The 25,555-nt window shown below is 47.1% G+C and carries 28 protein-coding genes, 1 tRNA gene and 2 pseudogenes; 8 read left to right on the top strand and 23 right to left on the bottom strand.

The window, feature by feature from the left end; all coding sequences use genetic code 11:
• Positions 1-184: 184 nt before the first annotated feature.
• Complete coding sequence (locus U5R06_24450; GenBank protein MDZ7725887.1) at positions 185-703, top strand: asparaginase domain-containing protein; 519 nt, start codon at positions 185-187, stop codon at positions 701-703.
• 106 nt (positions 704-809) lie between these two features.
• Here the strand turns inward: U5R06_24450 and U5R06_24445 are convergent, their stop codons facing one another.
• The 11 genes and pseudogenes from U5R06_24445 to amrB all read right to left on the bottom strand — a co-directional run bounded on the left by U5R06_24445 (position 810) and on the right by amrB (position 7,010).
• Positions 810-1,343 (bottom strand): NCS2 family permease, encoded by a 534-nt coding sequence (locus U5R06_24445; protein MDZ7725886.1) that lies wholly within the window; start codon positions 1,341-1,343, stop codon positions 810-812.
• Positions 1,344-1,386: 43 nt separating this feature from the next.
• Positions 1,387-2,106: an NCS2 family permease gene (locus tag U5R06_24440; GenBank protein ID MDZ7725885.1), complete on the bottom strand. Its 720-nt coding sequence runs from the start codon at positions 2,104-2,106 to the stop codon at positions 1,387-1,389.
• A 12-nt stretch (positions 2,107-2,118) separates the two neighbouring features.
• On the bottom strand, positions 2,119-2,787 hold the full coding sequence (locus tag U5R06_24435) for a DUF5020 family protein (protein ID MDZ7725884.1): 669 nt from the start codon (positions 2,785-2,787) through the stop codon (positions 2,119-2,121).
• A gap of 11 nt (positions 2,788-2,798) precedes the next feature.
• Positions 2,799-2,957: a hypothetical protein gene (locus tag U5R06_24430; protein ID MDZ7725883.1), complete on the bottom strand. Its 159-nt coding sequence runs from the start codon at positions 2,955-2,957 to the stop codon at positions 2,799-2,801.
• 1 nt (position 2,958) lies between these two features.
• Positions 2,959-3,102: a hypothetical protein gene (locus U5R06_24425; GenBank protein MDZ7725882.1), complete on the bottom strand. Its 144-nt coding sequence runs from the start codon at positions 3,100-3,102 to the stop codon at positions 2,959-2,961.
• A 96-nt stretch (positions 3,103-3,198) separates the two neighbouring features.
• Entirely contained in the window at positions 3,199-4,044 is an 846-nt protein-coding gene (locus tag U5R06_24420; GenBank protein ID MDZ7725881.1) for an ATP-binding cassette domain-containing protein, read from the bottom strand.
• Positions 4,044-4,577 carry a hypothetical protein gene (locus U5R06_24415; protein ID MDZ7725880.1) on the bottom strand — a complete coding sequence of 178 codons (534 nt, stop codon included), beginning with the start codon at positions 4,575-4,577 and terminating at the stop codon, positions 4,044-4,046. Before U5R06_24415 ends, U5R06_24420 begins: the two co-directional genes overlap by 1 nt.
• A complete protein-coding gene (gene dgt, locus U5R06_24410; protein ID MDZ7725879.1) occupies positions 4,531-5,364 on the bottom strand; it encodes a dNTP triphosphohydrolase in 834 nt (277 codons plus the stop codon). Before dgt ends, U5R06_24415 begins: the two co-directional genes overlap by 47 nt.
• Positions 5,351-6,016, bottom strand: a pseudogene (locus U5R06_24405) (histidinol-phosphatase HisJ family protein). Before U5R06_24405 ends, dgt begins: the two are co-directional and overlap by 14 nt.
• Positions 6,017-6,026: 10 nt before the next feature.
• Positions 6,027-6,164, bottom strand: coding sequence for a PHP domain-containing protein (locus tag U5R06_24400; GenBank protein ID MDZ7725878.1), 138 nt, complete (start codon positions 6,162-6,164; stop codon positions 6,027-6,029).
• 6 nt (positions 6,165-6,170) lie between these two features.
• Positions 6,171-7,010: an AmmeMemoRadiSam system protein B gene (gene amrB / locus U5R06_24395; GenBank protein ID MDZ7725877.1), complete on the bottom strand. Its 840-nt coding sequence runs from the start codon at positions 7,008-7,010 to the stop codon at positions 6,171-6,173.
• A gap of 414 nt (positions 7,011-7,424) precedes the next feature.
• On the opposite strand from amrB, the gene U5R06_24390 reads away from it, so the two are divergent.
• Positions 7,425-8,504 (top strand): polysaccharide deacetylase family protein, encoded by a 1,080-nt coding sequence (locus tag U5R06_24390; GenBank protein ID MDZ7725876.1) that lies wholly within the window; start codon positions 7,425-7,427, stop codon positions 8,502-8,504.
• Here U5R06_24390 and U5R06_24385 read toward each other — a convergent pair.
• Together U5R06_24385 and U5R06_24380 are read right to left on the bottom strand one after the other, a co-directional pair.
• On the bottom strand, positions 8,458-8,721 hold the full coding sequence (locus tag U5R06_24385; protein MDZ7725875.1) for a hypothetical protein: 264 nt from the start codon (positions 8,719-8,721) through the stop codon (positions 8,458-8,460). The genes U5R06_24390 and U5R06_24385 overlap by 47 nt on opposite strands.
• Before the next feature lie 51 nt (positions 8,722-8,772).
• Entirely contained in the window at positions 8,773-10,146 is a 1,374-nt protein-coding gene (locus tag U5R06_24380) for a TrpB-like pyridoxal phosphate-dependent enzyme (protein MDZ7725874.1), read from the bottom strand.
• Positions 10,147-11,033: 887 nt separating this feature from the next.
• On the opposite strand from U5R06_24380, the gene U5R06_24375 reads away from it, so the two are divergent.
• The 6 genes from U5R06_24375 to U5R06_24350 are packed head-to-tail and all read left to right on the top strand — an operon-like array spanning position 11,034 to position 16,185.
• Positions 11,034-11,885 (top strand): sugar phosphate isomerase/epimerase, encoded by an 852-nt coding sequence (locus U5R06_24375; GenBank protein ID MDZ7725873.1) that lies wholly within the window; start codon positions 11,034-11,036, stop codon positions 11,883-11,885.
• 40 nt (positions 11,886-11,925) lie between these two features.
• The gene (locus U5R06_24370) at positions 11,926-13,065 is read left to right on the top strand and encodes a trehalase family glycosidase (protein MDZ7725872.1); all 1,140 of its coding nucleotides are present in this window, start codon (positions 11,926-11,928) and stop codon (positions 13,063-13,065) included.
• Position 13,066: 1 nt separating this feature from the next.
• Positions 13,067-14,950 carry a selenocysteine-specific translation elongation factor gene (gene selB, locus U5R06_24365; protein MDZ7725871.1) on the top strand — a complete coding sequence of 628 codons (1,884 nt, stop codon included), beginning with the start codon at positions 13,067-13,069 and terminating at the stop codon, positions 14,948-14,950.
• Between the two features lie 3 nt (positions 14,951-14,953).
• Positions 14,954-15,349 carry a thioesterase family protein gene (locus tag U5R06_24360; GenBank protein ID MDZ7725870.1) on the top strand — a complete coding sequence of 132 codons (396 nt, stop codon included), beginning with the start codon at positions 14,954-14,956 and terminating at the stop codon, positions 15,347-15,349.
• Between the two features lie 15 nt (positions 15,350-15,364).
• On the top strand, positions 15,365-15,649 hold the full coding sequence (locus tag U5R06_24355) for a hypothetical protein (protein ID MDZ7725869.1): 285 nt from the start codon (positions 15,365-15,367) through the stop codon (positions 15,647-15,649).
• A 5-nt stretch (positions 15,650-15,654) separates the two neighbouring features.
• Entirely contained in the window at positions 15,655-16,185 is a 531-nt protein-coding gene (locus tag U5R06_24350) for a CPBP family intramembrane glutamic endopeptidase (protein ID MDZ7725868.1), read from the top strand.
• 13 nt (positions 16,186-16,198) lie between these two features.
• On the opposite strand, the gene U5R06_24345 is transcribed toward U5R06_24350, so the two are convergent.
• From U5R06_24345 to gap, 10 genes and pseudogenes are all read right to left on the bottom strand, one after another.
• Positions 16,199-16,933, bottom strand: coding sequence for a hypothetical protein (locus U5R06_24345; protein MDZ7725867.1), 735 nt, complete (start codon positions 16,931-16,933; stop codon positions 16,199-16,201).
• Positions 16,909-17,763, bottom strand: coding sequence for an MFS transporter (locus U5R06_24340; protein ID MDZ7725866.1), 855 nt, complete (start codon positions 17,761-17,763; stop codon positions 16,909-16,911). The genes U5R06_24345 and U5R06_24340 overlap by 25 nt, the downstream gene beginning before the upstream one ends.
• A gap of 28 nt (positions 17,764-17,791) precedes the next feature.
• Positions 17,792-19,525, bottom strand: coding sequence for a long-chain fatty acid--CoA ligase (locus U5R06_24335; protein MDZ7725865.1), 1,734 nt, complete (start codon positions 19,523-19,525; stop codon positions 17,792-17,794).
• A gap of 4 nt (positions 19,526-19,529) precedes the next feature.
• Positions 19,530-21,050, bottom strand: a complete 1,521-nt coding sequence (locus tag U5R06_24330; GenBank protein ID MDZ7725864.1) for a 4Fe-4S binding protein — start codon at positions 21,048-21,050, stop codon at positions 19,530-19,532.
• A 66-nt stretch (positions 21,051-21,116) separates the two neighbouring features.
• Positions 21,117-22,025 (bottom strand): DUF362 domain-containing protein, encoded by a 909-nt coding sequence (locus U5R06_24325; protein ID MDZ7725863.1) that lies wholly within the window; start codon positions 22,023-22,025, stop codon positions 21,117-21,119.
• A 76-nt stretch (positions 22,026-22,101) separates the two neighbouring features.
• A complete protein-coding gene (locus tag U5R06_24320; protein ID MDZ7725862.1) occupies positions 22,102-23,133 on the bottom strand; it encodes a tetratricopeptide repeat protein in 1,032 nt (343 codons plus the stop codon).
• Positions 23,134-23,173: 40 nt separating this feature from the next.
• A tRNA-Leu gene (locus U5R06_24315) sits at positions 23,174-23,257 on the bottom strand.
• Between the two features lie 7 nt (positions 23,258-23,264).
• Positions 23,265-23,612 (bottom strand): preprotein translocase subunit SecG, encoded by a 348-nt coding sequence (gene secG / locus U5R06_24310; protein MDZ7725861.1) that lies wholly within the window; start codon positions 23,610-23,612, stop codon positions 23,265-23,267.
• Between the two features lie 19 nt (positions 23,613-23,631).
• Complete coding sequence (gene tpiA, locus U5R06_24305; GenBank protein MDZ7725860.1) at positions 23,632-24,378, bottom strand: triose-phosphate isomerase; 747 nt, start codon at positions 24,376-24,378, stop codon at positions 23,632-23,634.
• A 61-nt stretch (positions 24,379-24,439) separates the two neighbouring features.
• A pseudogene (gene gap, locus U5R06_24300) lies at positions 24,440-25,449 on the bottom strand (type I glyceraldehyde-3-phosphate dehydrogenase).
• Positions 25,450-25,555 lie beyond the last annotated feature (106 nt).

Below are 25,555 nucleotides of genomic sequence, written 5' to 3'. Positions count from 1 at the left end.
GGTAAAAACAGACATGAAGAATAAAAAGAAATAAATCCGAATCAAGACATGTATCTTCAAAGCTCGCCTCTTAAATTAAACTGGATAAAATGTATTAAAAATAGTATCTTTTCTGTTGACCGCTTATTGAAAGCAATGTAACTATTTTTACAACAAAGCACAAATATCTGAATACAGGATGATTATGAAAAAATCCGATATTATTGTCATTACAACCGGCGGCACCATCGAAAAAACATATAATGAAATGGATGGCAGCCTGTCCAATCGCGGGTCTCAGCTCAAAAAAATGCTGAAACGGCTGCGTCTGCCCTATACCTCTATTACGCATCACGATCTCTTTTACAAAGATTCGCTGGATATGACTGATGAGGACCGCGAACAAATCACTCAGACCACGCAACAATTATTGAAAGAACAGAAACCTATCGTCATTCTGCACGGTACCGATACCATGGAACTGACAGCCGAGTATATGTACAATGTACTGGATCCCGTTCCCGCGCCTGTTGTGTTCACAGGCGCCATGACGCCGTTCGGGTTTGAAAACTCGGATGCTCTGCAGAATTTCACCGAAGCTCTGTATGCCTCCCAGATCATTGATCCGGGTATCTATATCAGTATGCATGGCATGCTGCACAGCATGCCGGGCGTGGTTAAAAATCGGCAGACCGGGACCTTTGTAAAGCGAAAAATCAGGTAATATATCTTTTGGGTTATCAAACAAGTTAACGCTTCACAGAGTTCCCGGTTTTCTGTCCGCACAAATCAAGTTCCCCCCTTGGAAACAACCGTTCAATATCTTTCACTCAGACAATGAGCGCCAGTATGGCAAACACATCGATCACATAGAGCATGGGTTTGATTTCATTGGCCTTGCCGGTTAACAATTTGATCAGGGTAAAACTCAAAAACCCCCAAATAATACCCTGAGTGATGGAATAGGTCAATGGTATCAGGAACATACCCAGAAACGCAGGGATGGCGTCATCAAACTGATCCCAATTGATTTTCTTTACAGGTTTCATCATAAACACACCCACCAGCACCAGAGCCGGCGCCGTGGCAATAGCCGGAATAATGGACAGCAACGGTGAGAAAAACATGAACGGCAGGAACAGCAATCCCGCCACAACTGCGGTTAGACCGGTCCGGCCGCCCTGCTCGATGCCGGCTGCGGATTCAATATAGGCCGTGCCTGAGCTTGTCCCGAACAATCCGGATATTGTGGTTGACATACCATCAACGATGAGGGACTGTTTGATCGCTCGCGGTTCGCCTTCTTCATCGGTCAGCTCCGCCGCTTCGGACACACCGATGAACGTGGACAGACTGTCAAACATATCGGTGAACAGAAACGAAAAAATGACCGGCCACAGCGCAAATTTACGAAGATCCGAAGAAATCCAGTTTCAAAAACACGCCAAAATCGGGTGCGGCCAGCAATCCCTGCCAGTTGACCACGGCCTGATCGCCATACAGACGGCCCAGCGGAATGGACACGACGGTGGTAATGGCAATTCCCAGAATCAGGGCGCCGGGAACCCGTTTGACCACCAGAATGGCGGTTATCGCGAGTCCAACGAGAAAGGTAATAGTCGATAAATTCAAACCGCCCATGGTGACGATAGTGGCTTCACTGGCGGTAATAAATCCGGCATTCATAAATCCGATCATGGTGATAAACAAACCGATTCCACAGGCAATGGCGTAACGCAACTGCCGGGGTATGGCTTTGACGATTGCGGTTCGGACATTGAGTACAGACAAAATTAAAAAAATTACACCGGACCAGAACACAGCGCCCAGCGCCACTTCCCATTTGACCCCCATACCGATGACCACAGAGTAGGTAAAGAAGGCATTCAGGCCCATTCCCGGGGCCAATACAATGGGATTATTCGCATAAATACCCATGGCAATACTGCTGAACGCACTGACAAGCACGGTAGCCGCCAGAACGCCGCTGAACGACATGCCGGTATTCTGGATAATACCCGGATTCACCACAATAATATACATGGTTGCCAGGAATGTGGCAATCCCGGCGAGGACCTCGGTTTTCACCGTGCTCTGATTTTGTTTCAGCTTGAACAATGATTCCATAATGTTCCTCCGTTAAAAGTTCCATTTAACAGCGACAGTGGGCATGACTTTCCATTCATCATACTGAGGTAAATAGTTATAGCTGATTTCAACTTCGGTACCGACCGAAAATGTTTTGTTCAGCACATACCAGAGTTGCGGCTCGGCCATAACAATAAATTTCTCGTCCATATTTTCTTGAGGAATATCTTGTGTCCAGAGATCAAAAAATCCAGTGAAATGAACCTTGCTCTGCAAGAGCGGTTTAAACCACACAAATGTCAGCTGCCAGTCCGGAGAATCCGATACGTCCATATGACGATACAGCAGATCCGTATGTAACGTAATACATCCCAGATCAAGCGGATAACTGATACCACCGAGCCACACCTGGTGCAGCGGACCCCAGGTGGCAGTGCCGTCATTGTACTGGATGGTTGCTGACAGCTTTTCATTCAAAAACGGTGTTGTGAAATAGCGGGCAATTTCCCAATACGCGAGAGAATTGGATTTGTTTTGATCCGCGGAATTATAATCCATATCTACAAACCAAAAGGTAGCACCCAATGCATCGGGCTTGAACATTTCCAGGGTAGTGGTCACGTACTCGCGATCCTCGCCCATGTCATAATGCACCTGCAGCATCTGGGAATACCCGGATACGACCATCAAAGACAACGCAAGAAAAACGCTTTTTTTCACTCGATATCCTTTCATTTTTTGTTTACAGGGATAATCCTATTCAACAATACACCGACAACATCGGCCAGTCCGATACCGGCCAGCTGAAACTCTCCAAGGCCGAGCGCCATATCACCCAGACCGAACACCAGAATAACGGCCACGATCACCAGATTTCTGTCATTCGTCAAATCAGCTTTTCTTAACCAGAAAATTAATTCCCGCGCCGGCGATCACGCCAAATAACAGCACCATAATACCGCCCGTCAGCGGAACCGGAAAGGTTTCAAGCAGGGCGCCGAGTTTGCCGAAAAACATAGAAACAACATATCCCACAACAATCCCGCTACAAACAGGGACTAAACTATTTATATTTTACATAACAATCAAGTAAAGAACACACAGGATGCTGCAAAACAGACCGCAAAAGGATCAAAGTCGGGATAAAAGCTGTTCGAGATCCTGAAGCGTCAAAACAGAAGAGAGTTTAACCGGTAATTGAATCCCCAATTCAAGAACAGCCGTTTGAATGCCGGGACGCTCCAGATCAGCTGTTTTCAGCAGATGATCGTCATCAAATAAATCGGGACAGGTTCCGTCAAACAGAACACTGCCGGATTTCAAAACAATCACCCGATCCGCTACCTGAGCCACAAAATCCATATTGTGACTGATAATCACAATGGATTTTCCCGAGGCAATGAGGGTTTGAATCAATGAGACGAACTGACGCACGCCTGCAGGATCCAGTCCGGCAGTGGGTTCATCGAACACGATCATTTGCGGCTGCATCGCCAGAATGCCGGCAATGGCCACCCGACGTTTTTCACCTTCACTGAGCTGAAACGGTGAACGTTCGGCAAACGTCTTTGGATCAATACCGAGCATTTCAAGAGATTCGTATACCCGATGATTTATCGTTTCATCGTCCAGCTGTAAATTTTTCGGACCATAGGCGACATCATCACGAACCGTTTCCTCGAACAGCTGGCTTTCCGGGAACTGAAAAACCAGACCGATCTCTTTGAACAATCGGGAACGCGAAAACGATTTATTCCAGATATCCTTGTTTTCAAACAATACCTGCCCGCCGGAAGGCTTGAGCAATCCGGTGAAATGCTGGACCAATGTGGTTTTGCCGGCGCCGCTGGGACCGACCAGGGCGGTACACTCGTTGGCGCCGAACAAAAGATTGATTTTGTTCAACACCCAGACATCCGTTTCGCTCCAGTCTTCATATCGGAACGAAACATTTTTTAATTCCAGTGATAACGGCATCAAATTTCCGCCCCCAGTTCATTTCCGTTTATACGGACCAGCCTGGATGTTGAACAGGTATTCAGTTTCTGCACTATATTTTCCGCATACTGGTCCGTCATTCCCGCAACGTAATCGCACACAGACCGGGCGAACCGTATTGAACATTGCAGCGTACGGATGAGATTTTGTTTATTGGACAGGTCTGCCTGGTAAATTTGCTGAATCATCTGCGTATCCGCGGCGTGCTCCAGGCGATAGAGCGGCAACAGATTGGGATATTGATAAAAAATGGAAAATAATTTTCGAATCTGTTCTTCCGCCCGTTCATCACTGCGCTGTTCAGAGGCTTTGGCAATGATTTGTTGAGCAATAAACTGATCCAGATCATCCTGAAGCGGATCAACCTTTCGGCTGAACCAAATCAATTGCCGGTTTATCTCATGAGAGCCCTGATCATCAGATATTCGTTTTGCAGAGGTTTCAATCACATCCGTGATAAAAAAATCAACCAGCCGGCGAATCAGGCTGATTTCGGTATGCAAATGGATCATGGTTTTTCATCGGTTCCAACTGACCCGAGGATTCAAGATATCGAATCAACGGGACCTGCCTCACCTGGTCAATGCTGACATAACCGGCCCTGATTCCGTCTTCCAGATCGTGTGTCCGTTGCGCAATCTCATCGCAAACTGCAACAATCTGTCCTTCCAGCGTAATCGAGACATCCTGATCATAATACAGGCCGTCCCTGATAAAGTCAGGATAGTTTAATTCGTCGCGTTTCAGCCGGGTGTGCTTTAAAATCCCTTCCCGGACCGGCGCTGTCAGGTTCAGCCCGTTGAACGCATATTTGGATTCGTTCACGTCCACAATACGTACGCTCTGGTAATTGTGCTTGAATCCCCCGGCATTCTCAAAACAGATGATACCGTTCAGCTTATCTTGTCCGTTCATAATTCGATGCAGCACCACTTCGCCGATATGGCCAAAAGGCGTATGTCCCAGATCGTGTCCCAGAGCAACCGCCTCGCAGAGGTCTTCATTCAGTCCCAGGGCCCGGGCAAGGGTACGGGAAAGCTGAGAGACTTCGAGCGTATGGGTCAGACGGGTTCGATAATGATCTCCATAGGTCACCAAAAACACCTGACGCTTGTGCTTCAGCCGGCGGAATGCGCGCGAGTGAATGATGCGGTCCCGGTCGCGCTGGAAGGCTGTGCGGTAGAGATGCGGTTCTTCTGCATGAAAACGGGTCTGCTCCCATTTGCTGCTTCGCGCCGCGAGCGGAATCAGGGTGCGGTTTTCCTGAGATTCCAGCGTTTTGCGTTTACGAACAGTCATTAGCATTATCCTGATGAAAGGGGACAAGTGAACGAATTCGACCGGAATAGGAACAGCTGCCGGTGTATCCGATGGACTGCAGAAGCTTGACCGCTCTGGAAAAATCATAGCCAATGTCAGAGGGGCGATGCGCGTCGCTGCCCAGAACAACAGGAATTCCCAGATCAAAGGCGGATTCAATGATCTCCGGCTCCGGATACAGGGAGTCCAGGCCTTTGCGCCATCCGGAGGTATTGATATCCAGGGCCATATCCCGGCCGCGTATCGCCTGCAGCGAGCTCTTGATGAGCGCCGTGATATCAAACGGCGGTTCGGCAATTAATTTGGGAAGATCAAGGTGGCCGAAAATATCATAAAGTCCGGTTTCCGCTGCCTCCTGAACCCGCGTATAATACGTTGTAAACAGACGCTTCACTCCATAGGTTTTCATAGTGTCGATGAGTGATGTATTGGAAAAATCCCACTCGTCAACAAAATGCACCGAACCGATCACATAATCAAACGGATAAGAGTCTACAAAAGAGCGTATAAACGGCATGTATTGCGGGATATAATCCGCTTCCAGCCCGAATTTGATATTGAGTTGAGGAAACTGTTTGCGCGCCGTCTCGATATCTGCAAGATACGTATCAAAATCCTGTATTTTCATCCGTCCGGTGGGATCATTTCAGGTTCGGAATCGGTATATGTTCGGAAAATCCAATTTCCGCGAATCCTTTTGCCACCGCTGCTTCTGCATAGTCTACGATATCGCCGGTGGCATGCCGGCATAGTTTTGTATGAATATGGTAATCCTGCATAACCGCCTACTTTTCTATTACAACCGCTGCATAGCCGACGACATAACCGCCCGTGCGATTTATGGCATCAGCAGATGTGGTATGAGACAGCACGCGCGGCGCCCGTGCATTCCATTTCTTTGCGGCAAATATGAGCGCCGTAATGGGACCCGCACCGCAAGCCATAATTGTTTCTTGTTCGGACTGTTCGCAAAACATTTTTGCGTCAAACGCCTCAATCGAATTCAATGTACGTTCATCGGTTTTCAGGGCCTGATCGTAATCATGGCCGTGATATAAATCGGAACTGGCAACAATGAGTGTATCATCCGGATCAAAAACTGATGCAATCGCCTCGCCCAAAACCCGGCAATTGCTCCATTTGTATTCATTAAAGACCAGAGGAATCAGGGTCCAGTCTTGCAGGACCTGCTGCAAAAAGGGCAATTGCACTTCCAGCGCGTGTTCAGCTCCGCCCGTGGCATCCGCCAAATGGCCGACCGAAGAGCAGGTCAATTCATCAGCAAAAGCTGCAAGTTCTTTTGCTTTTTCCTGATTGACCGGTACACGCCCCAGCGGGGTTTCATAATAATCACCGTCAAATATGGAAACACCGGTAATCGGTGTCATATGGCTCGGTGAACAGACCAGCACATTTTTAATCTCACGCCCTTGAAGCTGACTGTAAGCGACAGCAGCGGTCGGTCCGGAATATGGATAACCGGCGTGCGGTGATATCAGACCTGCAACGGGTTCCGATGACGATTTAATACTGACCTGCTCCAGAAATGTATGCACCATTCCTTTCAGGTCATCAGGATCTGCGGGGTAAAATGTCCCCGCACAGTATGCCGGGCGAATATTCATAATTCTTCTCCCCTTTTTTCTTGATTTTCAACATTTAATTTCTATCTTAAAATAGCATTTTTTTAAAAAAATTAAAACCTTTATTCATGTAACAGGTACCAAAACGCCAACATGTCGAGACCTTATCACAGCTGTTATAACCATCCGGACGTAAAAACCCGCTCAAAATGTTTTCACTGCGGCAAATATATCTGCCCGGATTGTGAAATTAAATTTTTGAGTCGCAGTTTTTGTTCCGCCTCCTGTCTTTCATCGGAACTGATACAATCAATTGCAGCAGGCTTTAAAGGTAGTGAAAAAAAATTTTCCCGCCAAGTATTCCAGCACACAAAACTTTTAGCCTCTATCGTTTTTATTCTGTTCAGTATCAGTATTATTACTGTATCTATCATCAGGCTGAATCGCGAGGCCGGGATGAGCCGCCTCCGACAGTCTGCACGCCGTCCTCTTGTTCAACATAAAGACACACCAGGATGGATCAATGCAGAACTCGAGCATATGGCGGAATCCATGGTGGAGCAGAACACAATCGACATCCGCGGAACGGCAGCCGACAGCGTCATCATCACCTTGCGGATCAACGACCGCATCGACCGGGTTACGCTGCCGCAAGACGGTAAATTCCAATTCAACGACATCGCTCTCGATTACGGAAGCAACACCATTTCAGTGCTGGCGCTGGACACCTACGGGCATACCAAGCTGCTCGAAAAGCTCACTCTGGAATACGGCGCGCCGTCACTGGACTATTTGTCACGCAACGTAACCCGCGGCCCGGTGAACCAAAAACAACTCGCACTCACATTTGACGGCGGAGCCGGCGATGGCGCTGTGCAGGACATATTAGCCATTCTGAGCGACAAGAATATAAAATGCACCATGTTTCTCACCGGCCGCTTTCTCAAACGCTATCCGGACCAGGTCAGAAAAATTTTAGAGCACGGGCATAAAGTGGGCAATCACACCTGGAGCCATCCACATCTGACCACCTTTGCCGAAAATGGCGCTCATAAAACCGCTGAATCCATAACCCGTAAGACCCTCCAAACTGAACTTTTACGTACCGCCGAAAAATTCAAACAAATCACAGATAATAACATGCTGAAATACTGGCGCGCGCCTTTTGGTGAACATAATCCTGAAATCCGGAGATGGGCGGCTGAACTGGGCTATACCCAGATCGGATGGACAATTACCGAGGGGAAAACCATGGACGCTCTGGACTGGGTCTCGGATACCACCGCGTCGATCTATTACACATCAGAACAGGTTCTTGAACGACTTTTGGCGTTTGACGAGTCCAGGTACGGTGCCAACGGCGGAATTATTCTCATGCACCTGGATACACAACGAAAACAGGACCCGGTACACCGGATATTGCCCGCCTTTATAGACAGCATGAAAACACGGGGCTATACCTTACAACGGTTTCAAAAATGCTTTCCGATCAGTCTTTATCACTGCGCCGCTGAGCCTGTTCAATCAAGTCAATGAGCGATGCGACTTTGTCCGGCAAAGGTGCGGTAAGCGCCTCGACAGTAGAGTGATCATAATGCGCCTGCACAAAAGATTGTATGGGAATACGCTGAAACCAGCAGTTGTAAATTCGGTGGCAGGGCATTGATTCCTGCTCATTTCGGCAATAATGAAATTTTACCAAATGTCCGAGGCGCGGACATCTTGCCTCGAGTTCATCGTACTGCGTTATCATGTATAGCTCCTATAACGCTGTCTCCCGTTCCGGGAGACAGCGTTTTTAAAGTTACAGTTCGGGTGTCGGAAAATCTTTCAGACATGCCGTACTTTTTGCAATTTCTTCATCCGGCAGCGGATAGTTATCCAAATGCCCTTCGAAAAAGAGTTCATAACCTTTGAGGTCCATCAATCCGTGACCGCTCCAGTTGAACAAAATGACTTTTTCCTTGCCTTCCTCTTTTGCCTTGAGCGCTTCCCGGATGGTCGCAGCCACGGCATGACTGGTTTCCGGAGCCGAAATAAAGCCTTCTGTGCGGGCAAATTTCACAGCTGATTCGTAACATTCCAGCTGATCCAGCGCCAGCGGAGTCATGAGACCATGTTTTACAGCCTGGCTGACCAGCGGCGCCATTCCGTGATAGCGAAGACCTCCGGCATGGATGGGAGGGGGTACGAACTCATGCCCCAATGTATGCATAGCAAGCAGCGGCGTCATCCCGGCGACATCGCCGAAATCATAGGCATAGGGGCCTTTGGTCAGCGTGGGGCAGGATGTGGGCTCCACAGGAATGATATCGATCTCTGCTCCGTTGATTTTGTCAGCTATAAACGGAAAAGACAATCCGGCAAAATTACTTCCACCGCCTGCACAGCCGATAACCGCATCCACCTTTTTTTCGCCGGCCAGTTCCAGCTGCTTTTTGGCTTCCTGCCCGATGATGGTCTGATGCAGCATCACATGATTGAGTACGGATCCCAGAGAGTAACGGGTTTGCCCGGATTTATCGGTGACGGCCTGTTCAACAGCTTCGCTGATTGCAATTCCCAGACTTCCCGGCGTGTCCGGCATTTTTGCAAGAATATCACGGCCAGATTGTGTTTCATTACTGGGACTGGGAACACAATTCCCGCCCCAGGTCTGCATCATCAACCGGCGGAATGGTTTTTGTTCAAAACTGATTCGCACCATAAACACCTTGCACTCCAGGCCAAGCAGCGAACATGCAAACGACAATGCGCTGCCCCACTGGCCTGCGCCGGTTTCGGTCGTCAGGCGTTTGATACCAAACTCTTTGTTATAATACGCCTGAGCGACAGCCGTATTCGGTTTATGACTTCCGGCGGGACTGACGCCTTCGTTCTTGAAATAAATTCTTGCCGGTGTTCCCAAAGCCTTTTCAAGACGGCGGGCCCGGTATAAAGGCGAAGGACGCCACAGGGAATAAATCTCCAGAATTTCTTCCGGGATATCAATCCAGCGCTCGGCGCTCATTTCCTGTTCAATCAGATTATCCGGGAAGACCGGTCGCAATTGTTCCGGATTAACCGGATTTCCATCCGGACCCAGCGGCGGAAGGGGCGGATGCGGGAGATCAGCTGCCAGATTATACCATTGCCTCGGCATATCCTTTTCAGACAACACAAACTTGGTTTGTTCCATAAATATCCTCCTTGGTGTATTTTAGTGATTTAATCATTCCAGCAAAAAAAAAGCCCGCTGTAACTATCATCGCAGCGGGCTCAAAGTTCGTATACCTGTTCGTTTATATCCCACTGTGAACACACGTTTCCCACCACCAGCCCCACCACATGGTCCAATTGATCAAAATATTTTGTGTGTTCACAAGATTCATCATTTCTCCTGTTCTATTGAAAGTTACAAAATTATATATTAGATGTCAAGAAATAGATATTTTTTTTATGATTTAACCTTTTTCTTGCATTTAAGTTTATGATACGTTATTTTAGAAAAATTGCCGGGATATTAAAATCATTTAAACATGTACAAATCATCTCAACAGCGTTGCCAGGCAGACAAAACATTTTTTCCTTTCAATAAAATATCAACCGAGTCTCAATCTCCGATGGAATCATTCTAAATCCTGAAATGGAAATCCGGCTGAAAAAACGAACCTTCAAAGACGTGCAAACCGGTATTTTTTACGGATTCATCGGTCTGTTCGGACTCTGTTTGTCCTTATTTGTACCCAACCTGCTTAATTCTATTCCTCCCTGCCTTTTTAAGGAATGGAGTGGTCTGCCGTGTCCGTCATGCGGCGCCACGAGAACCGGTGTATATATCAAGTCATTTACACATTTGGGAAGCTTTTACCACCAATCCATTGTTCTTTTTATTATACGTTCTTTTACTTTTATGGGCTCTCAATTCAGCAGCAGGATGGTGGTTCAAACAAAACATACAAATCCTAATATCGGACAGAGAACGTAAAGTGATTTTTATAGCAGGATTAATCAGTATACCGTTAAATTGGCTATACCTGATCCTGAAAAATGCATTACACTGAATACGGCAAAATGGAGGTTCCAGTGAATTCGGTTCCCAGAGTGGGAGTTACAATTGCAGCATTCAAGTCATTATCTGCTGCAACTCTGATATCACGATTGCGGTTAATGGGGGTAAACTTTTTTGAACTCAACATATCGACCTTGAAAGATATCAAAAGCATTCACTTGGTCATAAAACGGGCACATACAGCCATTCATTTGCCCATTATGAGTGAAAACGGCTGGGATTTTTCATGTCCGGCCTATGAACAGGATATCCGCGAAATTATCAAAACCATCAATGCATACCGCTGTAAACTGCATATCCAACATTGCATTGCACATCCGCCGGAACCGCACTTGTTGGATAGAAATCTGGAATCCTCGGAAGACTATTTATTCTGCACCTTGAGCCAGCTGAACGTGCCGGTCTACCTGGAAAATGTTCCCGGCATCAAACAGGATGAATATGACCATATCTATAACAGAGCCAAAGACAAACTGGGAGATCAGCTGGCCGGTATGTGCTATGATGGTCCTCATTTTCTCATTTCCGGCCAAAATCCGGTTGAACAGTTTCAACAATATCAGGACAAAATCGGAGCTATTCACATCTCCGACTGTTACCCGGAAGAAGATGTGCATTTGCCCTTTGACAGAGGCGGGGTGATGCCGTACAAGGAACTACTAAAGTCAATAAAGTCATCCGGCTTTAAGGGTTATCTGACTCTGGAAATCCAGCCGGTCACGCTGCAGGATGTTCCGGCTTTTTTCAAAAGCTATCTCACCACGCTAAGATCATTGCATTATCAGAAATACTTGTGCTCAACCCTGCGATATCAGCTGATGCGGCCCCTGTGGCATTATTATCAGAAACATCATATGAAAAAATAAAAGAAATACAATCAGAACTTGTATACGAGAGGAAAGTCTTATGTCAAACTATCGTTCTATCATACCTGAACTGGAAAAAAAACTTCAAGATCTGGTACGTGAACAGTCAGAAGACACCAACAATCTGATCGGGTGTCCCTACCCCTATACAACACCAGGCCCGGATAAAAACGATGCTCTTTACTATTGGGACACATATTTTATCAATCTCGGTCTGCTTCGCCTCAAAAAGCTTGAACAGGCGCGTCACAATGCTGAAAACCTGATTTCACTTCAGAAACGTTTCGGTTTTATTCCCGCGTCAACGCATCAATCCTCTCTGGGTTATTCTCAAATCCCTCTGCTCCCCTGGATCATCCGAGATATTTATCGGGCGACCGGAGACAAAGAATGGCTGAACCGCATGCTGCCGGACGTGATCAACGAATTTAAATACTGGACCACAAAGCCTCATACCTCGCCGTCCGGTCTTTATCGGTTCGCCGCGCCCGCAGCGGAAGAAACAGAGCAGCATGCTGAATCCGAGTCATGCTGGCTGCAGTCCGCACGCTTTCAGAATGTCAGTCATTACAATCCTGTTGACTTGAATGCACTGCTTTATCGAAATGCCAGGCTCATTTTTGATCTGGAAAAAGAAGCCAACCGCGATGGCAGTGCCGCCATACTCAAGATAGGAAATAAAATCAAAGAATTAATAATACTCTGCTGGAACCATCAGGAACAATTCTATTTTGATAATAACTTTGAAGCCAAAACTCAGAGTCCGGTCAAGGCCTTGTCAGGATTCATGCCGCTGTTCACCAAAATGATTGACCAGGATCGTGCCAAGGCGTTGTTCACCAATCTGAAACACTTTTGGGCGCCGGGCGGATTAACCATTACCGATCAACCCTATTCCGAGTCGGTTTCGCCCTGGAATTATCCGCTGACCTGCGCACCGTATATTTACTTTGTTGTCAAGGGATTGTCGGATTACGAGTTTATGGAAGATGCAGCGGACATTGGCACAAACTGGCTGAATATGGTATATGATATTTATAAAAATACGGGAGAAATGTGGGAATGGTATGATGTCAAGAACAAGCGTCACCAATACACAAAAGATGTTGAAAACACACCCGTAATGGGCTGGACCGCCGGTACGTTTATCACTCTATTGGATACACTGGGCATCGAGTAATATGCAGCGGCACATCATAATCGGCACAGCCGGCCATATTGATCACGGCAAATCCTTGCTTGTGCAAAAGTTGACCGGCACGGATCCGGATCGTTTGACAGAGGAAAAAGAACGAGGATTGACTATCGATTTGGGATTTGCTTTTCTATCCGATGAAATTGCCATGATTGATGTACCGGGGCACGAACGCTTTATCAAAAACATGGTAGCCGGGACGCAAACCGTGGATATGGCGCTACTGGTCGTGGCCGCCGATGATTCCATTATGCCGCAGACCAAAGAGCATTTTGATATTCTCCGACTGCTGGACATCAAATCCGGGATCGTTGTCATGACCAAATGTGATCTTGTGGATGAAAAGCGTCTGAAAATTGTGGAGCATGATATTCGTGAAATGATCAAGGACTCGTTTCTCGAATCATCCCCCATACAGCCGGTATCTGCGCTCACCGGCCAGGGAATCAAAGCTCTGTCTGAACTGATTCATGACAGCGTCCGTTGCCTGTCCCGGTCTCACGACCCGCGTCCCTTCTGGATGCCGGTGGACCGTTCCTTTAGCATCAAAGGACATGGTACTGTGGTCACGGGCTCTGTTGTCTCCGGGTCTGTGAACAACGGTGACACTCTGGAGCTGTTGCCTCAGCAACAGCGCGTGCGGGTTCGGGGAATACAGGTGCATGGTCAATCACCATTAAAATCACAAGCAGGCGATCGGACAGCTCTGAATCTGGCTCAAATTGACTATAAAGACATCCGGCGGGGTGATATCGCTTCAGCGCCGGGGGAGGCTGTTCCGGCCAGCAACATGTACGCCCGCCTCACACTTTTGCCGGGGGCACCGGCTCTTGAGCAAAACCAGCGCCTGCGCATTCATCTGGGTACGGCAGAAATCATAGGACGTATCCGTATCCTGAATATGCAGCGCTGTACAGGCGGAGAATCCTGTTATGGGCGTCTGCGGTTGGAAAAAGAAACCGCTGTCCGAATGGGAGACCGATTTATTCTAAGACGATATTCTCCCTTGAACACGCTGGGCGGCGGCAAAATTCTCGACCCTGCCGCCGGACTTTGGATGAAAAAAACCAACCTGATTGACCACCTCAAATGCCTGGATTCGGGTGCGCCGGAAACCATGCTTTCCTCTTTGTTGATCCACGCGTACAAAGTCCCGGTAACGTTTGATACGCTGGTGCGTCTATCCGGACTTTTACCGGACATCATTGAGCAAACTCTGTCCGGCCTGATTCAACAAAACAAGGTTATTAAAGTGAAGGACAATCAATACATTCATCAGAGCACGTTTGACATATTGTTAAAGCGGGTCCTGGACAGGATAAAGACGTTTCATCGGACATACCCGCATCTTTCGGGTGTCAAACGTGCAGATATTCAGGCAAATATTTTTCCTGATCAGTCTGATCTGTTCAACACGGTCATCCAGACCCTCAAAAACCGGGGCAAAATCATCAGCGCTGGTCAGGTTCTCAAACAAAGCCGTCATAGCGCTCATCTGAGTGATACAGAGCAGAAACAGGCCGATCAGATCATCAAATTGCTTAAACAACATCCGTACCGCACCCCCCCGGAAAAAATAATCGCCAAAGAGCTAAACCTTTCCATTCAACACGTCAGTAAACTGTTGAACAGTCTCCGGACATCCGGACACATTATAAAGCTCGAACAAGGCATTTATATGCACCGTGAAGCAGTCGATGCGGCGCGAAAAAATATCATGGAAAAGCTGGATAAACAAAACACTTTATCGGTCAGTGAATTTCGGGATATGATCGGCAGCAGCCGAAAATATGCGCTGGCGTTATTATTACATTTCGATCAAACCGACGTTACGGAGCGATCCGGAGATGTCAGGATTCTAAAAAAGTAAACAATGGATTTAAAAATTGAGCAGCCCCTCAAGGTTCAGGGATACGATATCGATGTCATGGGGATCGTCAACAATGTCGTCTATCTGAGGTGGTTCGAAGACCTGCGCATGGCGTTTCTTGATAACATGATGCCGTTTTCAGAAATGATTGCAAAAGGGTATTCCCCTGTTTTGGTTAAAACGTGCATCAAGTATTATAAACCCCTTACCATTCATGATCAACCGAAAGGTATTTTAACCTTAACCCGTTTGACACGTATCCGCTGGAGTATAACTATTGATATTAAAACCGGGGAAACGGTTCACTGCCATGGCGAACAGCAGGGTGCTTTTTTCCACCTAAAAAATCATAAAATTGCTAAAATACCGCAAGAATTCATGGAAAGAACACAACATTAACCACAGGAATAAAGCATGCAGGCACAAAGTTATCCATCTATAAAACAATCGTTTGGTCTACTGGGATTCATCATCTTGTTCACCATTCTGATTTCAATCGGAGCCATGGCCACAAGTCTGGTGCTCTCATCGAGAAATCCAGCTGCGGGAACTGCGTTTTTGACCCATTCATGGACCACCCTGATTCTTTACACTTTACCGTTTCTTCTCACACTCTGGTGGGGCATGACGCATAAAAAAGAAAAGAGCCTGGATACAGATACTCATTCAATTCTTTTTCTCCGGCAGTGGCGGGGCTGATCATTTTGTCAACCCTGAGCATTTACTTTATCCTCGATCCCCTCATTGAATTATTACCCATGCCGGAATTTCTTGAAAACATGTTTTTAGAGCTATTGAGCAAACACAATGTTCCCACCTTTCTCCTGCTTGTCGTTGCCGCCCCTGTGCTTGAAGAAATGCTGTGCCGGGGAATCATTCTTGACGGTTTTTTAAAACGATACACCCCTCAAAAAGCAATCATCTGGTCAGCTGTCCTGTTCGGAGTCATGCACCTGAACCCCTGGCAATTTATCAGCGCTTTCGGTCTCGGGCTTTATATGGGATGGCTATATTATATTACAGGATCATTATTATCAACTGTTCTGGTACACGCTGTTGCCAATGGATTCAGTTTTGCGGTCGGGTATTTTTATCCTGATGAATTAAAAAGCACTCAGGAACTCGTGGGAAACAACTATATCTATGCGGGGATTTTACTGGTTTGTATTCTTTTGTTGTATACAAGTATGCGTCTGACACGCACGCTGTTAAGAAAAAAGGGATACGCTCAATAGCGTATCCCTGTGTTCAGTTCATATTCTTTGCTTTTAACATCCACTTTCGCGCCAGGACCAGGGCAAAGGGTGTTATCATGGCAATGAGAGAATAATACAGCCACATTTCACCGGAACGCACCGGCAGACCGGAACCGGGTTTGGGGATATAATTTGCAACAAACCATCCGGAATAAAACGACGTGACGAGTTTGGTTAAAAACCAGGGAAACTGCCCGATCCCCATATAAGCTCCGGTTTTTCCTTCCGGTGCAATTTCCGCCACCCATTGCAGAAACCGGGGCTGCCACATGGCCTCGCCAACGGACATGATCAAAATATAAATAATAAACAATATAGCGCTTGGACCTATAGCGAGCAAAAAGGTCGGAGCGGCCATAACAAAGGTTCCGATAATCATCATGCGGTATACATTGGCGCGTGCTGTCAGACCAGCGATAATCGGTGTAATAATAAAAATGATAATCGGATTGAGATTCGCCAGTACCTCAAAATAATCACTCACCCAGCCGCCGTAAAACGCCCGATCCAGATAATAGGGAATAGTCAGCCAATTATGTGCAAACAGCGTCTGAACCGGAATAAGAATAAAAATAAAAAACACAAACCGGACATCCCGAAAAGGATGATCGGGACGCTTGCGCAGAAATTCCCACCCGGAGAGCAAGACTCCGCCTGTCAACAGAGCAATCATCGCTATTTTCAGACTTGATGCTGCGTTATTCAACCGCAGCAGAACCACCAGCACGGCCAATGTCCCGGTAAGATAAAGAAAGAACGGTCCGTTATTGACGGATTCTTCTTTAATTGTGCCGGTTTGGTGTCTTTGTCTTTTAGCGGTTCCCGATCTTTAGCGATTTCCCGGGTTTCCCGGGCCACGCGCTCAACCGCTCTCTGATCAACCCGCTTTGTGATAATAGTGGCTGTAGCCAGCAGAGAAAGCAAGGTGATTCCGGTGAACACCCAGAAAATCGCCGTTAATCCATTCGGTGGAAAAGTGGTTTCCGATGCCTGTCGTGTAAATGTGGCAATCGGGCCGGAAAGAAAGGCGCCCAGATTCATTAAAGCGTATACCACTGCGTATCCCATGGCTGCGGTCTTGGGGGTGGTGTAGCGTTTAACGCCGGCATAAGCAGCCGGTTGATAGGTTCCGTAAGAGATAACCATGATTAAAAGTCCAAGCGACATGAGCAGAAACATGGGCGATCCCATTCCGGAGCCAAGCGGCAGAGTTCCGGCCAGTGAGACCAATAAACGCCCGACAACCATGCCGCCAAATGCAAGCGCCAGGGATTTACGAATGCCGATACGGTCGGATACGCCTCCGAACAGCAGCATGGCAAAGGTAATGCCTCCGGTTACACCGCCGTACACCCAGCCGGCGTGCAGATCATTCAGGCTGACATTTTCAGAACAGAATTTCCCCAAAATTGTGAGAATTCCAAAATAAGTCAGACCCTCCAGGACATAGGGCAGATTGATTCCCCATAAGGCTCTTGGTGCTTTGATAAAAGCCAGAAGGGTTTCTCTTAGCTCCTTAAAGGCATCTTTGAGTACTTTATTAAAATCTTTGCTCATTTCACCTCCTTTGACTATTAATCCGGATTCAGGTTTCATTCTGTATTAAATGACGACGCAGGATTTTACCGATAAAATTTCTCGGGAGTTGATCCACACAGGTCAGCTTGCGCGGCATTTTATATCGCGCCAGTTTATCGTTAAGAAAAAGTTTGACTTGACTCAAAGTGACTTTGCCCTGGACCGGGATCACAAAAGCACTGACGATTTCACCATACACCGGGTCGGGTTCACCAACAACTGCACTTTCTTGTATATGGGGGTGTTGGTTTAATACCCGCTCCACTTCGGACGGATATACATTAAAACCGCCAAACAAGATGACATCCTTGAGACGATCAACAATATAAAAAAACCCATCCTGATCCATTTTCGCCAGATCTCCGGTGCGCATCCATCCATCCGCGGTCATGATATGCTCGGTTTCCTTTGCGGCATTCCAGTATCCCGGCATGACTTGCGGCCCCCGAACCTGCAGTTCACCGACCTCACCCACTGGAACACAGGTATTGCTCTCAGGCCGGGTAATTCTGGCCTCTGTATTGGGATAGGGCAGGCCGATACTTTGAGGCCGTGCCGTACCGTCCAGGGGATTGCAATGGGTGATCGGCGACGCTTCGGTCAATCCGTAGCCTTCCACAAGACGCCCGCCCGTCAGGGTTTCGAATTCGTTCTGGATTTCATAAGACAGGGGAGCACCGCCGCTGATGCTGATCCGCACCGGATGTATCGAAACATGGGACAGGGATAAGCGTCTGACAATATTGGAATACATGGTAGGAACACCGGGGAAAATCGATATTTCATATTTGTTGATCAAATCGATGATTTTACCGGTACTGAATTTCGGAACCAGCAGCAAGGTGCTCCGGATAAATATCGAAAGATGCAGACAAGCGGATAATCCGTAACTGTGAAAAAACGGAAGCACCCCCAGCACTTTTTCCCGGGCTGTTTGAATATCCGCCACCCAGGCCTGACATTGAAGCGTATTGGCCACCAGGTTTTTATGAGTCAACATGACCCCTTTGGGGATACCGGTTACACCCCCTGTAAACAGCATAACCGCGGCATCATCAGGATTAACGGGTGTAGAATACTCCAATCGACGCTGTTTCAGAAATCGACGAAAGGCGTTGATGGGAACCCGCAGCCGGGCGGTTGCCGCGCCGGGCATGAATTTCTTGCGAACCTTGTATACTGTCTTGGGGAAAAACGGCATATAGGATCCGGCACATACCTTGATCACTCTTTGCAGCGAGGAAGCCTGTAGTTTGTAAGACACCCGGTCGAACACAATCACGATACGGGAACCGCTGATCTTAAGCTGCTGCCGGATCTCGTCTGGCGCCAAAAACGGATTAATAGGCACCGCAACCGCACCCAGCCTGAGCAAGGCCCAGTAGCAAATTAAAAATTGCGGAATGTTGGGCATAATCAAGGCAATTCGATCGCGTTTTACAACACCCCAGTCATCAAAACTAAACGCCGCCCGAAGAACATAGTCCTGAAGCTGCTCAAAGGTCAATCTGCGCCCAAAGTAGACAACCGCATCGTTTTGCGGATTCGACCGGACGGCCTGATCAAATATATCAGTCAATGTGAGATTCGGTATCTCGATAGACTTTGGGACTCCGGCCGCGTATTGGGAAAACCAGGGCTTTTGTGCGTACGGAAATGCACACTGATCCTTTTCTTCCTGCTTTTTGGGCGAGACAAATGAAACAAGATTTTCTATTTGCCTGTACAGGAAAGGGAACACGTGATTATCCTTTAAATTGAACTCGCTGATTGCCCGAGGCGGTTACAAAAATTCCCGGTTTGCCGACAACCGGACATTTGTTTTCGCAGATGCCGCAGCCAATACATAAATTTTCCTCAAGGTATGGAAATTTCACAGTTCTCGGGCTTCCGTCCGGGCCGACCGTATCCCGTTCATCAAACTTGATCGCCTTATCCGAAACCGGACAGTGTTCTTCGCATACCAGACAGTCTTCCTGGCTGTACCAGGGGATACACCGGCTTTTGTCGAAATAGGCCTGACCCAGTTTGATTGTTTTCTTTTTTTCCAGGGCCAGTTCCTGGATCGCTCCGGTCGGACAAACCTGACCACACATATTACAATTAAATTCACAGTATCCCTTCCGGGGAACAGAAACGGGTGTCCACATGCCTTCCCAGCCGGTTTCCAGCAAAGCAGGCTGCAGGCAGCCGCCGGTGGATGCACAGATTTTTACGCATTCTTCGCAGCGTATACATTTGTCGAGAAACCTGTTTTCTTCAATCGCTCCGGGAGGACGGATTGCCTTGCCTTTATTATAGACATCAGCCTGAGCGGTTTTAACCACCGCAACCCCGGCAAGACCGGCTGCGCCGGCCTGAAGAAAATGCCGTTTGCTGAAATCTATCTCATTGAGTCCGGGATTTTTACCGAATCGATAAGAAACCGCATTGGGCGGACAAACCGCGACACAATCCGCACATTCAATACACTCTACCGTATTGTTGATTGTGTAATCATCTTCAATGGCATTCATGCGGCAGCTTTTTTGGCACTGACTGCAATGCGTACAGGCTTGGGAAACATAACGCTGCGTCAGTCTCCACTTGGAAAAAAGTCCCAGCAATGCGCCCAAAGGGCACAGATTGCGGCACCAAAACCGGCGGCTCACAACACCAAGACCAATAATCACCACGAATACCGCAAACACGCCCAGAGATTGGTAGAACAAGGGTTGTTCAAAGGGCAAAACCGTACGTTGAGCAAAATCAAACGTTGTATAAACCGCGTTTTCCAGCACACCCCAGCTGAACAAGGTGTTGAATAGACCAAACAACACAAAAGAAAATGCCGGATAGATCACGGTTGTCATCGTTCGCGTAAACAATGCAATGGGATCAAAAAACCAGATGAGCTGAACTGAAAACACGGATGCCGCCAGAACAAATGCAAGAATAAAGAATTTCCAGGAACGAAAACGTGTGGCAGGCTTTTTATGTTTCCGTTTAAACATCTTGTCCGTTGCATCAATGGTGGTACCGAGCGGACAGATCCATCCGCAAAAAAAACGTCCCAAAGGAATGGTAAGCAAAAGCAAACCCAATGCAATGAACATGCTGGAAGCCAGCGATCGGGAGGCCAAAAAGGTGGAAAAAGCTACAAGAGGGCTGGCGCGTAAAAACAAATCAGAAGAAAGAGCTGTCTCATAGGGATAACGCGCTTGAAAAAACAAAAAGAGAAAAAACAATAAAAAGAAAACTTGTGAAATTCTACGGGCCGTTCTCATGGATAAAACACTCCCAGCTTAGATGGCAGATAAAAAATGCAGCCGGCTGTAACGCCGGCTGTCTGTTTAAGCAGAAAGATCAACAGTTTCGATTGCCAGTTTATTCAAATCGATTTCCCCCATACCGCGCTCATGAGCAGTGACCAGGAATCCGATATCTGTTGGTTTGAGACCAAACAGTCCTGTGGCACAGGCGTCAACAGACACGGTATTGGTACCGGCAATGACAGTTTTTGTCAATTTTACATCTTCCAGATTCCCACCGGAAGGTCCGTTCGCTGTTAAAATTCGATAAGCATCTATAATGGTCAAATCAGGAACGATAGCCGTATTGATATCCACAATTTTTTCATGAAAATTACGGTGTAGTCCTCCGCGATTGCCGCCCAAAACACCCATAAGGTTTTTCATTCCCAGGGTCAGCGTAGAAATACCGTGCGTTTTGGCAATCGGCATATTGATCATCACATCGGAATCCATTACATCCCGATACACATCCCAGGAATTCACATATTCACCCTGCGGAATGTCCATTTTTTCGAAACGCGCATCAATGACGTGACGCACTGTGGCGCCCGCTTCTTTGGCCGCTTTTTCAATCTGACTGTTTCGGTAGCAACGTCGCGCCTGATTACAGGTTCGATCCAAAACCAGTACATTTTTTGCACCGGCCTCCCGGCACATTTTCACAACTTCTGCCACAGCCTCCGGATTGGTTGTAGCGGCTTGCTCCGGACTTCGGTCCCAGGCGATATTGGGTTTAAGCAAAACCTGATCGCCTTTTTTCACAAACCTCTGCATGCCACCTAACTTTTCGACAGCGGTTCTGACCAGTTCTACAGGCGAAGCATTCTTGACAACCACTATATCAGACCGGGATTGGGCAAAAACGGCAGGTGATGCCGAGAGCAGAGAAAGTGCAGCCCCTGCCGCCGCAGTCTCTTTCAGGAAATGACGTCTGTTCACATGTTTCATAGTACACCTCTTGCTTTATTTATTCAGATAAAAAAAAAGCCCACCCCTTGGGTGGGCTTTACATTTTTATCCTAAATCATTCGCCGCGAAGCTGTTTTAACTCATATTCTGCATTCTTTCTCCAGTTGCGGTCTTGAGCCGCGGATTCAAAATACCCGATAGCCTGTTGCGTTCTACCCAGGTTTTTGCACGCCAACCCCGCTTCATAATTGGCGGCGCCGTTAAAACGGCGTGTGTTTTCAAGACAATTTTGCGCAGCTTCCAACGCTTCCTGATGACGACCGACCTGGTTCAAGGCAGAGGATAAACGCCAGTACGCTTCATCATATTCATCATCGATACTGATCGCATTCTGAAAGGCGTTAATCGCGTCCTGAGTATCGCCTCTCTGTAGGAGCGCAACACCAAGGCTATTGTAGGCCTTTTCATAATCCGATTTAATCTGGATGGCCTTGCGAAACGCATTGACCGCATTATCCAGCTGTTTTGCACTGAGATAAGTGGTACCCAGATTATAAACATAAGTATGACGATCGGGGTTTAAATCAATCGCTTTTTGATAAGCTTCAATGGCTTTATCATACATCCGTCGGGAGCGATAAACGGATCCCAACGTAGAATAGGCGCTGTAATAGGTCGGATCCACGTCCACTGCATTCTGAAACGCCTCAATCGCTTCCGAATACTTGCGCTGCCTGTAAAAGGATAAACCTTTGCCGTAATAGGCTCTGGCGTTGCTGGAATCAATCGAGATCGATTTATCATAGGCTTCCAAAGCCTTGTCGTATTGGCCTTGTTTGTAAAACGTATTTCCATTGTTATAAGCCAACTTTGCACGATTCATACGGTCTTGATAGGCTTTATCCTGATTCAGCTTTTCTTTGAGCTGAGCAATTTCCTTCTGCAACTCATCGTATCGCTGTTTAAGCTGATCATATTTTTCCTTGGTAATATCAGGCGCACTCATATCAGCGTTAATCTGCTTCAGCTGTTGGAGTTTTTCATTATACTCTTGCTGCAGCTCCTGACTTGATTGTGCAAAGACAAAACTTGCCATGAATAACAAAACAAGAGGCAATACAAAATATTTTGTTTTTTTCGTGTTCATAAATGTTCTCCCAAACATTGTTCACAAATAAGATGTTTTGTGCCGAAGGCGGGATTTGAACCCGCACGCCCGGTAGGGCACTACCCCCTCAAGATAGCGTGTCTGCCAGTTCCACCACTTCGGCAACTCTATTAATTTTGCGGCATCTGGCCCGGCGCCGGTTGTTCAGACGGCACTTCCGGCAAGGTGCGCGCCGGAGAAGACATTCGTTGTTCGCGCTCTCTCTGCATGATAGAACTTTGATCAGCAGAACCGCGGGTCATTATGCCCACAACCAACGCTATAAGCATAAACAAAGTAGCCAATATCGTTGTCGCTTTTACCAAAAAGGGAGCGGAGCCTTTTCCTCCGAACACGCCTCCCATATCACCACCTCCGGCAATACCTGCCAATCCACCGCCTTTACCGGACTGGACTAAAATGACAAGAATCATCAAAAGTGCAACAAGTATAAAAAGAGCAATCAAGATGCTATACATATTAGTTCACCAACCTTCGTTATGCGTTTATAATGCCCAAAAACGATTCCGCTTCCAGAGCGGCACCGCCTATTAAACCACCGTCAATGTCCGGTTGTTCCAATAACTCTTTCGCATTTTTGGGTTTCATACTCCCACCATACTGAATTCGAATCGCATCCGCGACCTCAGCGCCGTACAGATCAGACAACAACCGACGAATCATTTTATGAACATCCTGAGCCTGTTCGGGAGTTGCCACTTTTCCGGTACCAATTGCCCATACCGGCTCATAAGCGACAACCATCTTTGCCGCATCGGATTTTTCAATATCTTTGAACGCGCCTTTGATTTGAGTTTCCACAACCTTTTCCGTATCACCGGATTCACGTTCTTCAAGCAGTTCACCTACACACACGATAGGCGTCAAATCATTGGCAAGAGCCTGTTTTATTCGCTTGTTCACCGTTTCATCAGTTTCACTAAAATACTGCCGCCGTTCCGAGTGACCGATAATGACATAGTGGCAGCCGACCGATTTCAGCATATCAGCGGATATTTCACCGGTGAACGCGCCTTTGTCTTCCCAGAAGATATTCTGCGCGCCCAATCCGATCGGTTCATTTTTTATCACCTGATGGACAGCATACAAGTTTGTAAACGGAGGACACAGCACAACATCGACATCCGAATGGTTCAGAGCGTTTTTAATGCCCTCTGCCAATTCAACGGACTCTTCCACCGTTTTGTTCATTTTCCAATTTCCAGCAATGATACGACGTCTCATGAATAAATCCTTTCTTCCTTCATATAATCTGGGCCGGCAAACCGGCCCAGATGTCAAATATTTACATTGCAGCGGCTTTGGCAGCCAGATCAATCACACGGTTCGAGTAACCCCACTCATTATCATACCAGGATAAGACTTTGATATGTTTGCCTTTGTCGCCCATGACCATCGTAGACAGAGCGTCAAAAATGGAGACTGGCCGGATTACCGACAATATCCATGGAAACAATAGGATCTTCAGTGTATTCCAGAATACCTTTCATCGGACCTTCAGCCGCTTCTTTCATCGCTGCATTGATATCTTTAACTGTCACCTCTTTACTCAGAACAGCAGTCAGATCAACCACAGAACCGTCCGGAGTGGGAACACGCATTGCAAATCCGTCCAGTTTACCATTCAAATCGGGAATCACTTTACCCACCGCTTTTGCAGCGCCGGTCGTTGTGGGAATAATAGACACAGCGGCCGCACGCGCGCGTCGCAGATCCTTGTGAGGCGCATCAAGCGAATTCTGATCATTGGTATAAGCGTGAACCGTTGTCATCAATCCGCTTTCAATCCCGAATTTATCATTCAGAACTTTGGCAACCGGAGCAAGACAGTTGGTGGTACAGGATGCGTTGGAAATAATTTTGTCAGCTGCTTTCAAGTCACTGTCATTCACACCCAGTACAATCATTCCATCAATTTCATCTTTGGCCGGAACGGTCAGGATTACCTTTTTAGCGCCGGCTTTGAGATGTTTTTCAATTTGTGCACGATTACGGAATACGCCGGTGGATTCGATTGCAATATCAACTCCAAGATCTTTTCCAGGGCAATGCTTCCGGATCACGTTCGGCAGATACTTTGACCACCTTGCCGTCAACCACCAGGTTATCACCATCAGTCTTGACTTCACCGGGGAATTTTCCCTGTACGGAATCATATTTCAGCAAATGTGCCAATGTCTTTGAATCAGTAATATCGTTAACCTGAACCACTTCCATATCATCTCGTGCATGAGCGACACGGAAAACCAGGCGTCCAATTCTTCCAAATCCATTAATAGCTATTTTTGTTGCCATTTTACCAGCCTCCATATTATCTTTGATACATAAAAAAATCGGCAGAAATCTTTTAATTACAAAGGTTAATGCCGAACCAGCACTATCTTTTTCCTTACAATAAGGA

The organism is candidate division KSB1 bacterium (assembly GCA_034521575.1).
Taxonomy (GTDB): Bacteria; Zhuqueibacterota; Zhuqueibacteria; order Residuimicrobiales; family Krinioviventaceae; genus JAXHMJ01.
This window is presented reverse-complemented; position numbering and strand designations above follow the sequence as displayed.

What these genes read in the sequence shown, in the direction of transcription:
- secG (MDZ7725861.1), bottom strand. Translation starts at nt 23,612, where the DNA reads ATGTATAGCATCTTGATTGCTCTTTTTATACTTGTTGCACTTTTGATG.
- U5R06_24440 (MDZ7725885.1), bottom strand. Translation starts at nt 2,106, where the DNA reads ATGGAATCATTGTTCAAGCTGAAACAAAATCAGAGCACGGTGAAAACC.
- U5R06_24370 (MDZ7725872.1), top strand. Translation starts at nt 11,926, where the DNA reads ATGTCAAACTATCGTTCTATCATACCTGAACTGGAAAAAAAACTTCAA.
- U5R06_24450 (MDZ7725887.1), top strand. Translation starts at nt 185, where the DNA reads ATGAAAAAATCCGATATTATTGTCATTACAACCGGCGGCACCATCGAA.
- U5R06_24320 (MDZ7725862.1), bottom strand. Translation starts at nt 23,133, where the DNA reads ATGAACACGAAAAAAACAAAATATTTTGTATTGCCTCTTGTTTTGTTA.
- tpiA (MDZ7725860.1), bottom strand. Translation starts at nt 24,378, where the DNA reads ATGAGACGTCGTATCATTGCTGGAAATTGGAAAATGAACAAAACGGTG.
- U5R06_24420 (MDZ7725881.1), bottom strand. Translation starts at nt 4,044, where the DNA reads ATGCCGTTATCACTGGAATTAAAAAATGTTTCGTTCCGATATGAAGAC.
- U5R06_24360 (MDZ7725870.1), top strand. Translation starts at nt 14,954, where the DNA reads ATGGATTTAAAAATTGAGCAGCCCCTCAAGGTTCAGGGATACGATATC.
- U5R06_24390 (MDZ7725876.1), top strand. Translation starts at nt 7,425, where the DNA reads ATGAGCCGCCTCCGACAGTCTGCACGCCGTCCTCTTGTTCAACATAAA.
- U5R06_24355 (MDZ7725869.1), top strand. Translation starts at nt 15,365, where the DNA reads ATGCAGGCACAAAGTTATCCATCTATAAAACAATCGTTTGGTCTACTG.
- U5R06_24330 (MDZ7725864.1), bottom strand. Translation starts at nt 21,050, where the DNA reads ATGAGAACGGCCCGTAGAATTTCACAAGTTTTCTTTTTATTGTTTTTT.
- U5R06_24340 (MDZ7725866.1), bottom strand. Translation starts at nt 17,763, where the DNA reads ATGAGCAAAGATTTTAATAAAGTACTCAAAGATGCCTTTAAGGAGCTA.
- U5R06_24415 (MDZ7725880.1), bottom strand. Translation starts at nt 4,577, where the DNA reads ATGATCCATTTGCATACCGAAATCAGCCTGATTCGCCGGCTGGTTGAT.
- amrB (MDZ7725877.1), bottom strand. Translation starts at nt 7,010, where the DNA reads ATGAATATTCGCCCGGCATACTGTGCGGGGACATTTTACCCCGCAGAT.
- U5R06_24325 (MDZ7725863.1), bottom strand. Translation starts at nt 22,025, where the DNA reads ATGAAACATGTGAACAGACGTCATTTCCTGAAAGAGACTGCGGCGGCA.
- U5R06_24400 (MDZ7725878.1), bottom strand. Translation starts at nt 6,164, where the DNA reads ATGCAGGATTACCATATTCATACAAAACTATGCCGGCATGCCACCGGC.
- U5R06_24385 (MDZ7725875.1), bottom strand. Translation starts at nt 8,721, where the DNA reads ATGATAACGCAGTACGATGAACTCGAGGCAAGATGTCCGCGCCTCGGA.
- dgt (MDZ7725879.1), bottom strand. Translation starts at nt 5,364, where the DNA reads ATGACTGTTCGTAAACGCAAAACGCTGGAATCTCAGGAAAACCGCACC.
- U5R06_24445 (MDZ7725886.1), bottom strand. Translation starts at nt 1,343, where the DNA reads ATGTTTGACAGTCTGTCCACGTTCATCGGTGTGTCCGAAGCGGCGGAG.
- U5R06_24380 (MDZ7725874.1), bottom strand. Translation starts at nt 10,146, where the DNA reads ATGGAACAAACCAAGTTTGTGTTGTCTGAAAAGGATATGCCGAGGCAA.
- selB (MDZ7725871.1), top strand. Translation starts at nt 13,067, where the DNA reads ATGCAGCGGCACATCATAATCGGCACAGCCGGCCATATTGATCACGGC.